7 protein-coding genes are annotated in these 13,861 nt (G+C 33.1%); 6 read left to right on the forward strand and 1 reads right to left on the reverse strand.

Going from position 1 to position 13,861, the window contains the following annotated elements; all coding sequences use genetic code 11:
• Positions 1-768 precede the first annotated feature (768 nt).
• From C7Y47_RS15080 to C7Y47_RS15090, 3 genes are all read left to right on the forward strand, one after another.
• Entirely contained in the window at positions 769-8,373 is a 7,605-nt protein-coding gene (locus C7Y47_RS15080) for a non-ribosomal peptide synthetase (RefSeq protein WP_142509523.1), read from the forward strand.
• A gap of 528 nt (positions 8,374-8,901) precedes the next feature.
• Positions 8,902-9,159 carry a hypothetical protein gene (locus C7Y47_RS15085; protein ID WP_142509524.1) on the forward strand — a complete coding sequence of 86 codons (258 nt, stop codon included), beginning with the start codon at positions 8,902-8,904 and terminating at the stop codon, positions 9,157-9,159.
• A gap of 1,462 nt (positions 9,160-10,621) precedes the next feature.
• A complete protein-coding gene (locus C7Y47_RS15090) occupies positions 10,622-11,782 on the forward strand; it encodes a cytochrome P450 (protein WP_142509525.1) in 1,161 nt (386 codons plus the stop codon).
• Between the two features lie 189 nt (positions 11,783-11,971).
• Here C7Y47_RS15090 and C7Y47_RS26125 read toward each other — a convergent pair whose 3' ends face one another.
• Positions 11,972-12,301 (reverse strand): winged helix-turn-helix domain-containing protein, encoded by a 330-nt coding sequence (locus tag C7Y47_RS26125; protein WP_366151276.1) that lies wholly within the window; start codon positions 12,299-12,301, stop codon positions 11,972-11,974.
• A 355-nt stretch (positions 12,302-12,656) separates the two neighbouring features.
• On the opposite strand from C7Y47_RS26125, the gene C7Y47_RS15100 reads away from it, so the two are divergent.
• From C7Y47_RS15100 to C7Y47_RS26135, 3 genes are read left to right on the forward strand one after another with little or no spacing between them, the layout of a single operon-like run.
• Positions 12,657-13,037: a hypothetical protein gene (locus C7Y47_RS15100; protein WP_142509526.1), complete on the forward strand. Its 381-nt coding sequence runs from the start codon at positions 12,657-12,659 to the stop codon at positions 13,035-13,037.
• Positions 13,019-13,267 (forward strand): hypothetical protein, encoded by a 249-nt coding sequence (locus C7Y47_RS26130; RefSeq protein WP_142509527.1) that lies wholly within the window; start codon positions 13,019-13,021, stop codon positions 13,265-13,267. The genes C7Y47_RS15100 and C7Y47_RS26130 overlap by 19 nt, the downstream gene beginning before the upstream one ends.
• Positions 13,200-13,391 carry a hypothetical protein gene (locus C7Y47_RS26135; protein ID WP_366151279.1) on the forward strand — a complete coding sequence of 64 codons (192 nt, stop codon included), beginning with the start codon at positions 13,200-13,202 and terminating at the stop codon, positions 13,389-13,391. Before C7Y47_RS26130 ends, C7Y47_RS26135 begins: the two co-directional genes overlap by 68 nt.
• Positions 13,392-13,861 lie beyond the last annotated feature (470 nt).

Below are 13,861 nucleotides of genomic sequence, written 5' to 3' on the forward strand. Positions count from 1 at the left end.
CATTCCAAAAATATACTGGTTTTTTATGTTATTATAACTAATGATTGCTATCGAGATGTTGTGTCAAGCAATTGGAATTTATGTCCTTAACCCATCCTAGCTTTATAAAAGATGAGCAATTACCTCGCTTATTTGGTAAAATTTGACAATTTGTTATACCTGTCATATACTATTGCCATGCTTTGCGATATATAAATATAAAACTTTGTACAGGTAATAAAATTTGATGTAGGAAAAGTTTACATTCGAGATTAGCTCAGTTTTAGTTGACGTTGGGTGGTTGCCATAGTTGATAAAGAGGATGCTTAAGGTTATTCATTAACACAGCAAGTACATAATGGATTTTTTAAAATCTACACTGTAACCGTTATTGCGTCGTTTACAAACTCGAACTAGGGGTTTGTGTAGTAACGGAACAAAAAAGCAATATAACTCCATACCTCTTATATTTTATTTCCCTTTAATTTTTAGTAACAGTCCAAAATCTTTCAACTCCCTCTAGTAAGTGAAATGAATATCCTTTCCATAATACTTATAAGTGCATGTCCTACTGGAGTGAGTTCTTTGTTTGATCACCTGTATTATTATAAGGGTCAAGCCACGACTAATTCCACAACTGAAGCGTAGCGAAATGCGTTAGTAATCTTTAGTAAACATATTCCTCTCTTCTCACATTCAAGAGTTTCTATACACATTTATATAAGCAAAACTATACATTTTAAAATATTATCATTGTGTATTCTATTGATAATAATTAGGAGGATCAGTATGAACCGATTTGTTAAAGTAGAAAATGCCCAGTTGATAACTGAGGCTCAATACGATGTAACAGAAAATCAGAAAGTATTATGGTTGGCACGTCAAATGGACATAGAAGCGGGCATTTATAATGAACCCGTATCTATACAAATAAAAGGAGACTTAGATCATAAAAAATTACAAAAGGCCTTGCAATATGTTGTAGCGAAACACGTAGCGTTACAAATGAATATTGTATCTACGAATAACGGTCTGAAGCAATTAAGGAAAGAACAATTTCATGTAAACATGGATTTTTATGATTGGTCTTCCTATCCTAGCGCCATAAGAGATCAGATGTTGGACAAATCTTTGAAATTAAATCTTCACACAAGATTTGATCTAACCTCAGATGCTTTGTTTCGGTTTCAACTGTATCAGTTGGAACCAAATGAATATCTCCTTCACATGATGTTTCATCATATTATTTATGATGGATGGAGTTTAGGATTATTCTTGCAAGATTTAGAACAGGCCTATTCATTAGATCTAACTTTTGAAATAGAAAAGAACAATCATAGACTACATATGTATGAAAAACTTTTACATAAACATCAAAATTATATTGGAACAGAGGATTATGTTACTTCAGAAAAATATTGGAGTATAAAATTAGAAGGTACCTTACCGTGGAGTGAATTTCCAACAAGTTGCGCAAAGTCACCTGTACCAACATATCAAGGAGGAGCTTTACAATATGCAATAAAGCCTTCTTTATCTAACCTTATAAAACAATTTTCAAAGGAAAAGCAAGTTAGCTCATACCGTGTATGGCTAAGCATCTATGTTGTTTTATTACATCAAATGACAAATCAGACAGACTTGGTAGTTGGAATGCCAATTAACACGAGAAGCAGTGACGAAGAAGCGCGAGAGGTATTTGGCTACTTTGTGAATACAGTCCCACTACGTATAGCATTTTCACCGACCGAGACTTTTACAGAGTTAGTTCAAAAAGTGAATGACTCAGTAAAAGAGGCTATTGCACATGGAGATTATCCATTGAACCATTTGATTCAGCAAGTTAAGAATCGAGAAGAAAATAACACGTCTTTATATTCAACAGTATTCAACATGGTGAAACTTCCGAATTTCAGAATGGAAGACTTAGAAACGAAAGTCATTACACATCAAAATCGAATAAGTGTGTTTAATATGGTATGGCGATTAGTTCAAAACCAAAGTGATGCTTTAAATATTGAAATTGATTATAACGCAGGTATATATGATGAAAACGACATACAGAACTTTATAGATAGATTTCAACATTTACTACAGGCATTGATAGAAAACAGTGACAAACCTATATCCAATCTAGAGTTGCTTTTACCACAGGATATTGATGTTTATCAAAACACATTGGCTGTGAAAAATGTGCCGCCTATGACATTAGATCAACTCATTGATGAACAAGCGGATATACACCCAGATCGTATTGCTATAACGATGGGTCAACAAAATATCACTTATCAAGAGTTACGGGTCTTGTCAAACCAAGTGGCACAAACTTTATTGCGCCAAGGATTTCAAAAACAAAACCGTGTAAGTATCATCATGAATCGTAGTATAGAAGCCGTTGTTTCAATGATTGGAGTATTAAAGGCAGGAGGTACCTATGTACCTGTGGAGCCAGATTTTCCTGTAGACCGGGTTCGTTTTATATTACAGGATAGTGAGTCAACTCATATTATTACAAGTCATAAGTTCAGTTTACAACATATTCAACTAGATCAAAAAGTTATTTTATATGAAGACATGTCTAAACAGTCCATTATTGAGCAAGCGAAACGAACACATGCAACGGAAGATGCCGCCTATATCATTTATACATCTGGTTCTACTGGAAATCCTAAAGGTGTATTGATTCCTCATAAGGGAGTAATTCACTTTATACAATCCTTAAAAGATACGTATCATTTTCAGAAAAATCACGTACATCTGCAATTTGCATCACTTATCTTTGATGCATCCGTCTGGGAAATCTATAGTAGTTTGTTAACTGGTGGGAGGCTTTATATTTTATCGGAAATAGAAAGAAAATCTTTCAACCACTTTATCGAGGCTATTGAGAAGCAACAAGTAAATTTTTGTCTTTTACCTACTGTATTTTTCCATACCTTAACGCAAGCGTCTCTGCATGAATTAGAAAAATTAAAATCACTAAACTATATATTTGTTGGTGGAGAGACATTGCTACCAGAAACAGTAAGAAAATGGCAAGAAAAAGTAGATTTAAAAATTCCGATTGTAAATGCATATGGTCCAACAGAATCGACAGTCTGTGTCGCCACATATCCGATTATCAACAAGGTAAATGAAACACAAGTAAATATACCAATTGGGAAACAGTTATCTCATACAGAAATCTATATTTTGAACGAACAGCATCAAATTTGTCCACCGTACGTACCTGGAGAGATTTATATTGGTGGGAATAGCCTTGCGCAGAAATATGTCAATCAACCTGATAAAACAAAAGAATCATTTATAACTGTAAATTTACCAACTTCGTCTAAGGCAAGACTATATAAAAGTGGTGATCAAGGTCTTATCACACAAGATGGACAAGTTGAATTTTTAGGACGTATAGATAAGCAGGTGAAGATTCGTGGATATCGTATCGAGTTAGAAGAAATCGAAGAACAAATGCTCCGACACCCATCTATTCAACATTCATCTGTGATAGTTTATCAGAATAAAAAAGGCGATCAGCAATTGATTGCTTTCTACATATTGCAAAAAGAGGCTATTGTGGCTGCTGATGATATTCAAGCATACCTTTCAGAAAAGTTACCTTATTTTATGCTACCGAATTACATGCAAGATGTTGAGGCGTTTCCTTTAACACCGAGCGGCAAGATAGATTATAACTCATTACAAAAGCAAGCAGAGTCTGTATTAGAAAACCGTACTCAAAGATATATTCCACCCAATACAAATACTGAAATACAATTACAAAATATCTGGGCAGAAGTTTTACGGATGAATTCTGAACAGATAAGTATCGAAGATGATTTTTTCACGATTGGTGGACATTCTTTACTCACAGTCCAAGTCATTAATCGTATTCATGCCAGACTCCGTGTACAGATAAGTTTAAAAGACTTATATGTATATCGAACGATTCATACATGTGCTGATTATATAGACCGATTAAATCCTATAGATATTGAAGACGTAATTCCACAAATTCCTGAACAAACGTATTACCCGTTATCCCATGCACAAAAAAGACTTTGGTTTTTATACAAAAGGTATCCAAAAGATCGAACATATGATATCCCTATCCAGGTACAAATACAGCCCGGTATACAAATCAAAATGTTGAACAAAGCTTTATATGAAGTTGTAAAACGACATGAAATTTTTCGAACGGTTTTCATGGAAAAGCAAGGGGAGCCTGTGCAACACATACGAGAAGAAATAGACGCGATAGCTACACACGTGGATATTACCAAAATTAAAAAGAGTAAACAAGCAGCATATAGGTTGAAGTGTATACGGGAGATTGATTCTAAAGAGTTTAATTTAGAACAGGGTCCATTATTCCGAACGATACTATTCACAGAGAGTGAAGATTGCTCTTGGTTATATTTGAATTTCCATCATATTATTATGGATGAATGGAGTTTACAACGTTTTCTAAAGGAGCTATTGGAGGTATATGATGAAATATTACTAAATAAAATTGTGCATGCTACCAAACCTACTGTTAGATATGTTGATTATGTCGCATGGCAATATGAACATCTTTCGTTAGGAACGTGGGAAATAGAAAAAAAATATTGGAGACAAGAGTTCCAAAACGTTCTACCTCAATTATCACTACCATACGATCGAATGCGTCCTAGTACTCCTTCAAATCATGGTGCGGTGCTTTCTAAGAAAATAGACCAGATAAATTTGGCAGGATTAAAAAAACTTGCACAACAAGAGGAAGTTTCACTATTCATACTGCTATTCACTGCTTACACGCAATTTTTACAGCAGATATGTGGGCAGAATGACCTCATTGTAGGAACACCTGTGACAGGGAGACAACATACAGCATTTGAAGATGTACAAGGTTTCTTTGTCAACACAGTTGCAATTCGAGTAGATACAACAGATGCAGCTACAATGAAAGAATTGTGTGAAGTTGTAAAAGAGAAATGTCTTTTGGCATTCCAACATCAAAACTATCCATTTGATAAGGTAATTGAAGCAGTAAACCCTGAACGAAGAGCACATGATAATCCAATTTTCCAAACTATGTTTAGTTATCAACAGTACTCAGCTCAACAACATAACTTGCATCGATTGGATATACAACCTGTAGAACAAGCAATTAGTAAATTTGACTTATCTCTTACATTTGTGGAGGAAGATGATGGTCTAATTATGGATTTAGAATATAATACTGATTTGTTTGAAAGAACAACGATTTCACGTTTTGCAGAACAACTATTGCAAACTATCCAGATGATACAAACAGATTTTACTACATCTCTTTGTCAATTAAATATATTGAGTGATACAGATAAATCTATGTATCAAAAATTGAATGATACGTATATGGCGATACCACAACATTCATCAATACAGGAACGTTTTTATCGGCAAGTGTATAAAAGACCCGATGCGATCGCAATTTCTACGGAGGATAGGTTATATACTTATGAAGAGGTGAATCATTATTCTAATCAAATTGCTCATTATTTGATTGAAAAAGGAATTCAGCTCAATGATGTAGTTGCCATTTTCTTAGACCGAAGTTTAGAAAGTATTGTATGTATGTTGGGGGTTCTCAAAGCTGGCGGTACCTATGTGCCTATTGATATTAAATATCCGCCAGAACGTGTATCGTATATTTTAAATGACAGTAAGGCAAAGCTAATTCTAACGAAAAATTCTCTAAAAAAAGAATCACTATCTCATTATGAACAAGTAGCTGTAATAGAAGATATGTTAGCATCGTCTGCGATTCAAGACATCTTAAACAAAAATACAGCGGAAGACACAGCTTATATGATCTACACATCTGGATCGACGGGAAATCCGAAAGGTACATTACTCCGACATGCTGGCGTACTGAATTTAGTGGAATGGCGCTCACAAACATTCCATATAACAGAGCAAGATGTGTTATCTCAGTTTTACTCTCACAGTTTTGATTCGTCTGTTTCGGAAATTTTTTCAGCTTTATTAACTGGAGCAAGACTTCATTTGTTAAATGAGGAACAACGTTACTCTTCACAGGCATATTTCGATGCAGTTTCTACTTATAACATTACGATTTCAGACGTGGCAACAGCCTTTTTTAAACAATTAGCAAATGGAGTTTCTTCAAAACAGCTCATTCCATTAAAAAGTTTACGTGTGCTAATTATGGGAGGAGAAGCTGCATCTGCAGAGGCTATTCGAATATGGCAATCTGAAATGAGTGATACTGTACAGATTGTCAATGAATATGGACCTACGGAAACAACAGTTAGTTCGTTGTATCACTCTGTTTCTACAAAAGTGGATAGTACAGTTACCCAGATTCCTATTGGGAAGCCTATTGCTAATACAAAAGTCTATATCTTAAACGAAAACATGCAGCTGTGTCCAATAGGTGTAATAGGAGAACTGTACATTGAGAGTGTAGGAACAGCAATCGGGTATGTAAATCAGCCAGATAGAACCAAACAATCATTTTTATCTAACCCGTTTTCTAAAGAAAATCATTCTATTTTATATCGGACAGGAGATCTAGTACGCCTAGAATCAAATGGAAGTGTAGAATATATGGGTAGACGTGATAGACAAGTGAAAATAAGAGGATATCGTATTGAACTAGGAGAAATTGAAGATGTACTTGTGCAAGAGCCTCGCATTCAACAAGCGGTGGTTCTACCTGATGCAGAAGGAAAAGAATTACACGCATATTTCACTGTTCATAATCAAACAGAAATAAGTATTGAAGAAACCTATAAGCATGTTTCCGCTACTTTACCGGAATATATGGTACCAAAAGGATATGTTTGTGTACACGAGATTCCTGTCACACAAAATGGCAAAATAGATGTTCAAAAACTACTAGGACAGTATCAAATACAGTACCGGAAAAATAGAAATCATCAACCACCTGTTACAGAAACACAAAAGGTACTAGCTAATGTTTGGGCAGAAGTATTAAACATAAAAGACTTAAACATAAAAGATGATTTTTTTGCTCTTGGGGGGCACTCATTAAAAATTATGCCTACTTTGGTGAAACTAAAACCATACTTCCCTAACTTGCGTATACAGGATTTCTTTCACTATCGTACAATAGAAAAACTGGCGCGAAAAATAGATACAGCGCTTCAACAAGAAAACAGTATAGGAGCAACGGTGGGAGAGTATAAAAAAGAAAATAATATTCATATAGATAAGCAAGAAAACAATACGAAATGGGATACATTAATACATGCTTCACAACAGAAACCTCGTTGTATACTATTAACAGGCGGAACAGGTTTTCTTGGTTCCCATATCTTAGAGCAGTTATTATTACTACCTGATACAGTGATTTATTGCCTAGTTCGGAATCAAAAACAAACTTCAATGGAAAACAAAGTACGAGAAAAAATGCAGTTTTACTTTGGCGAGGTTATATTAGAAAAAATGAAGCATCGCGTTCATATTATTGAAGGAGATTTGAGCAAAGAACATCTAGGCCTTACACCAAATATAAAAAAACAATTGATTCAAGAAATAGATACGATCATACATTGTGGAGGAGATGTGCGTCATTATGGAGACAGAGAACATTTTATCCAAGTCAATGTGGAATCTACTAAATACTTATTAGACATGAGTAAAGAAGCACGTGCACGTTTTCATTATATTTCAACAATTAGCATTTCTGGACATGCCCCTCATGATGCTAAAGAGTTTTTGTTCTCTGAACAAGACTTTGACAGAGGACAGCAGTTAGAAAATGTATATGTGGAAAGTAAATTTTTGGCAGAAAAATTAGTGAGAGAAGCAATAAAAGAAGGCGTCCCAGCAACAGTGTATCGTGTAGGAAACCTAGTAGGGCAAACACTTGATGGGAGGTTTCAAGAGAATATAGAAGGTAATGCTTTTTATCGTTTGATAAAAGCTATCTTATTACTACAAATTGCACCGAACATTCATACGTATATTGATCTAGTACCTATCGATTTTGGTAGTAAAGCTATTGTACAATTGGTATGTACAAAGGAAACGGGAGGGGAAACTTTCCACATTTGTAATCCTGTTCAACTGGAATGGAAACCGTTTGTTGAATATTTGAAACAGAGCGGTCATCCTATTAAAATTGTAAATACTGAACAGTTTATGAACTTATTTAAAGACGATTCATTGTCTGATAAACAAAAATATGCTTTGGAATTAATGGTGCCTTTACTAGAAGAAACAGCTGAAAATTCTTTATCAATCCCAACGTGTCAATATACTCAACGTTTTTTACAAGAAGTTGATGTGGTATGCGAATTACCTAATGCAAAGTTTGTATCTAATTTGATAGATTATGGATCTCGATTAGGTTTTTTCCCCGCTAGCAGAGAATATACTACGGTTTAAATGAGAATTAAAATGTGGTATACACATGATAAACTGAATGATTATTCGCCGTGGAAAAAGGGAAGCCTTAATCTGAAGAAGCATTTTGAAGAGCAAACGAAAGTTTGCTCTTTTTTTTAGTAAAGTAACAGTGTATTTCGCTCTGCTACATATGTTTATTTAATAGAAATTTTTCGATGAATCCATTTGAGTAGTCACTTCTTTTGTTTTCTATTGAAAGATCCTTTAGCCTTGTGAATTACTCTATGGTGGGTCGGACAAACAATCATGATGTTTGGGGGAGAATTGTTTTAAGTTAACGAGAACTCTTCAATTTGATATCCCTAGAAGTGGTGGAATCAATAGAAGTGTTGATATTTCGTGTAGCAACTAACAGAATGAAGATAGTAGTCGATGAATTTCACTTTCACCGAGAACGAAAATAATTGATTAATAGTAGTATAAAAATCTAAATGAACGTCTATATTGTAATTAAGAATTACGATTGATTCAAACGCTAATTTCGATTATCTAAAGGAGTGAAATAGTATGAGCCACGACCAATATCATGAAGAACATGATAATATCTTACATTACTGCTTCACATACAGCTTAGAGGTTAAATACTACTACATGATGGTGAAAGAACTGAAAAAGGGACGTAGAATTCAGGCAATTCAGTTAGGAGATAGACAATTATTGATATGTTCATATAAACTACCAAATTCAATTGATTTATGTGTACAGATTCCAATTGTACCATTTGTTAAACAAATGCCTTTAAAACCGTCCGTAATAAGCGAATAGGTGTTTTAAAGGCTTAGTATTTATAAAAAACGATGAAAGAGCCATTATAGGCTCTTTTTTATATACATCGGCAACGACTTTACAGATTGATACAATCAATAATAATTTAAGAATCTAATTTAAAGTAACAGAGTATTTGACTCTGCTACAAATGTTTATTTAAGAATAATTTTTCAATGAACCCATTTGAGTATGTTATTTCTTTTGTTTTACTGATGTACAGGTTGTGAAGTTTATACAACTGAAAATGAGAAGGTTGAAGCCAAATTGGAGTGGAACGGAAAATCGGAAATTATTAAATTGGACAGTAAATACTAATGAAATCAACCTTCCTGCATTTTAAATTCGCAAACCATTAATTAGTTTTTTTATTTATTCAGTCCTGCAATTCAATTCTACAATCTAATAGTTTTAAAACTTCTATAATAATAAAAGACTAAATAAAAAAAATATTCCAAAAAAAGAAGGGATTTTAAAACGATTGTGTAATATGTAATATTATAGAAAATAAAGAATTAATAGGGTTTTGGTTTATGGATTTTTTCTTTTAAACTTTTTGATAGTAGCTTTTCGAAATTTATTAGATTCCAATTCTTTAAACAAACAATAAAAAAAGGATTTTTTGTGTAAATATTCCAATTTACGTGATATTTATAGCCAAAGTTGAAGTAACAGTGATAAATCACATCTTGAATATAGGATTATTAAATAATAAACCAAAAGTCAGCCTAAAAATACACTGAAAGGAGGTGATTTATATGCAATGGAATTATTAATACTTAGTAAGGAAAAGTGTAATTCAACTTATTAAACCAAAAGGTAGCTTAAAAAATACATTGAAAGGAGGTAATTCATATGCAATGGAATTATTAATATTTAGTAAGGAAGAATGTATTTCAACTTATTAAAACAAAAAGCAGCTTAAAAAATACATTGAAAGGAGGTAATTCATATGCAATGGAATTATTAATATTTAGTAAGGAAGAATGTAATTCAACTTATTAAAACAAAAAGCAGCTTAAAAAATACATTGAAAGGAGGTAATTTATATGCAATGGAATTATTAATACTTAGTAAAGAAAATGTAATTCAACTTATTAATTATTACGGGTGTACATGCTAACAATTATGATTACAAAAAGACAGGGCGTATTCCCTGTCTTTTTATAATGTTAAAACAGGTGATAATGTGATAAATGCTTTTAGAGCTGTAGAGATTACGATTTATTTTTAATTAAAAAATTCAATTGTTATTCCTTTATGTGCTAGATTTAAAAATACCCAATTTGAAGAAGTGTATAATTTCGAAAATGATCTTTACAAATTTTTAGATATAATGTGAAATAATTCTTAAAATAATATCAATTCAGAAAATATACTTCCATTTTTTGTATACATAAGTTACACTTATATTATAAATAATTTACTGATATTACCATAAAGAGATGTAGGAGGAATCGCTATGACAAAAACAGAATTACAGTATAATCCTTTGGATTCGGAAACATTAAATAACCCATACCCGATTTACCATCAACTTCGTGAAAATTCCCCCGTTTTTTGGCATGAAGGTATGAAATCTTGGGTTCTAACCAGATATGAGGATTGTAGGGAAGTTCTTCGTAATCACGAACTGTTTGCTAGGGATTTGCGACGTATTGGTGTTGATATTCCTGATATAAAAAATAACCTTCAAACTTTAGATCCGCCTGCTAATATGCCATTACGTAATCTAATGATAAAAGCTTTTAATTCTCAGGATATTGAAAGTATTAGACGTAGAGTTCATGATTTAATTGAGGACATTTACAAAAAACAAGTTTCTAATAAAGAATTTGATTTTATGAAAGAAGTTTCAGCTCCGCTTTCATTAAGTTTAACATGTATTTTGCTAGGCATAGAAGAACCAGACTTAGAATCTATTGTAGAAATATCTGATGCTATTGCTTATCAGATGGACTCCGGATTAGTACCAGAGAATGCAGAACTCGGTAATTCAGCAAGAAAAAAACTCAACGAACTTGTTGAAGAATGGTTGGCAGCAGAAGAACAGCCTGGAATTCTATCTTATATAAGAAAAAATAGTCAGAAAGCTAATATACCAGAACATTATGTGCGTAACACTACAGGCACAATGTTTACTGCAAGCTTTGGTACGTTATATGCATCTTTTGGTAATGCTCTACTTGTACTGTTAGAACACCCAGATATTCTTGATCAATTTAAAAATCAAGAGTTACTTGACTCTGGAGTTGATGAATTAATTAGATATGATGGCCCAGCAACAGGAACAAGTCGTTTTGCAGTTGAGGAAACTAAAATTGGGGAAACTATCATTAAACCTGGTGAAATTGTTTTAACTTTACTTGCTGCTGCTAATAGAGATCCTGAAGTATATCCCGACCCAGATAGAATTATTCTAAATCGATCTGCAAAACCAAATCTTGGTTTCGGTTGGGGTCCGCATTCTTGTGTAGGGACTTTGTTTGGTAAACTAGCAATTCAACAATTAATAGTATGTTTACTCGAATCGCCTAGACGTTTACAACTGGTATCGGAACCTAAGCGACGCAATACGGCTACTGTACGTTGTATAGATGTATTACCTGTTTCATTTAATTAATTCTCTTATACACTAAATGGTTAATTTATTAAAAGTAGTGATAGTAGGGGTACCAACAACAAAACGCAAATTTTGTACGCTAAGCAATTTTTCGCATAGAAAAAGCCGATTTCCTGTACGTTAAGGGATTATCGGCTTTTGTTTATTCTATTATTCTTAAATATTTAGGACTTGGTTTCACAAACAATACTAGGCATTAGCATTTTGAATAAAATCTACCATTTCCTCCTTTAATTCAAGCGTAAATTCTGTACGTGTACTGAGATAAAATTGATTATTACTAGACAGATGTACGTGTATAAGGTTTGCTGATTGCAATATCATAAGGTGACGATGGAGATTCCCTTTAGCTCCGCCTATATAATTTAAAATATCCGTAAACTTATATCTATTCTTTGAAAGAAACTGAAGTATTTCCAAACATTCTTTTTTTAAAATACTAAAGGTATGGAGCGGACGAAAGTGAAGAGAAGGAATTAGAACAACGTGCTTTATTGTTGGGATTTTTGAAGCGGACACTTTAAAAAGTACAATAAGAATGGAGCATTTAGTAGCATTCCTAAAGGAAAACCAGGTTTCTAATTGTGCTGTGGCCAGTATGAATTTATACCGTTTAACTTAGTATGTGTCTATCTTTAAGAAACACGAATTAAAGCCGACTATAGAATTAAGAGTTAATGTAGCTTTTGGTATTAATAATGTTTTACTTATATTACTTTATGCTAAGGATAATGAGGGCTATAGTTATTTAATCAAAGCATCGAGTAGTATCATGCAACGAAATGATGAAGTTATGCAGTTGAATTGAGTAAAACCATATTCCAAGGGCATTATGGCAGTTATCCCAATAGTTGGAAATCGTTGATTAAACTCTATGAATGAAATCAAATTAATGAAAGAAATATTTAATGATTGCTTGTATATTGGTATAACACGTACATGCAATACTAGACATTATGCCGAGCAAAATATTCAGGAGTTGGCAACTTCATTAGGTATACATATAGCAGCTCTAAATGAAAGTTATTGTCTTCAGAAGGAAGATGCTTATGCATATGAAGTAATAACAGCCATAGCGGAAGGTAAAAAGCTCGGTTCATTAGAGCCTGAAGATGTTTCGAAGTATCTTCCATTACCGGTTGAAGCAATGGTACTGGAAACAAAACTAGCATGGCTTATAACAGTAAATAACATTCTAGAGGCAGTAATATCGATTTTGGAGAATATCAAGCTCATATGCCGGTTTATCCATTAGATAATGGTGAAACACTTAATGAATGCATACACCGACTTGCATATGAAGGTTTGAAGATCCAAAAAAATGGCCATTTACCTAAAGAATATAAAGAGCGTTTAGATTTTGAATTAGAAGTCATTAGAAAAATGGGATGTAACTCTTACTTCTTAATAGTGGCTGATTTTACGGCCATTTTCAAAAAGGGAAGGTATCTTAACAGGACCAGGTGTGGTTCTTTTGCTCTCTAGTAGCATACAGTTACAAATTACTCAAGTAGATCCATTAGAGTATCAATTATTATTCGAACGATTTTTAAATCCATATCATATAGATATTGATTTTATAGACACACGACGATTTGAAGTAATTTAGTATGTAAATAAGAAATATGGTAAGGATCATGTTAAGGGATAATACGATCTCAGGAGCGGGTGGTCAATTAGTACAGGTACCTGGATTATTGAGGAATTGTTCGCCATAAATAAGTATCAAAAAGAACATATTTTTATTATTGGAAATATTTCCATAAACCTGTTAAACTTATATAGTTTGCCAAAAACAGCATAAATTCGAAACAAATCAATCCCAAAAATATTGATTGATTAAAGAATAGGGTTATTTAAAAGTGGAAAAAGTTTCGACTTCAAACTTCGTATAATCCATACTGCCTAAAGATCCCCCGTCCTTTTTCCTAATACTCACTCGAATCAGAAGAATTACTTTCTTAAAATAGTAATGCTAATCGTCCCAATCTATCCGTTTTAGTTTTAGAAGAGATCTAAGAGTTGCATGAGAAATATTTCATAAAATAATTAAATTGAGTGTATTCTATTATCGCTATT

The sequence above is a fragment of the Lysinibacillus sphaericus genome, assembly GCF_006864135.1.
Lineage (GTDB): Bacteria > Bacillota > Bacilli > Bacillales_A > Planococcaceae > Lysinibacillus.

Excerpts from the sequence above, each read along its gene's own strand:
- C7Y47_RS15080 (WP_142509523.1), top strand. The coding sequence starts at position 769 with ATGAACCGATTTGTTAAAGTAGAAAATGCCCAGTTGATAACTGAGGCT.
- C7Y47_RS15085 (WP_142509524.1), top strand. The coding sequence starts at position 8,902 with ATGAGCCACGACCAATATCATGAAGAACATGATAATATCTTACATTAC.
- C7Y47_RS15090 (WP_142509525.1), top strand. The coding sequence starts at position 10,622 with ATGACAAAAACAGAATTACAGTATAATCCTTTGGATTCGGAAACATTA.
- C7Y47_RS15100 (WP_142509526.1), top strand. The coding sequence starts at position 12,657 with ATGAATGAAATCAAATTAATGAAAGAAATATTTAATGATTGCTTGTAT.
- C7Y47_RS26130 (WP_142509527.1), top strand. The coding sequence starts at position 13,019 with ATGCCGGTTTATCCATTAGATAATGGTGAAACACTTAATGAATGCATA.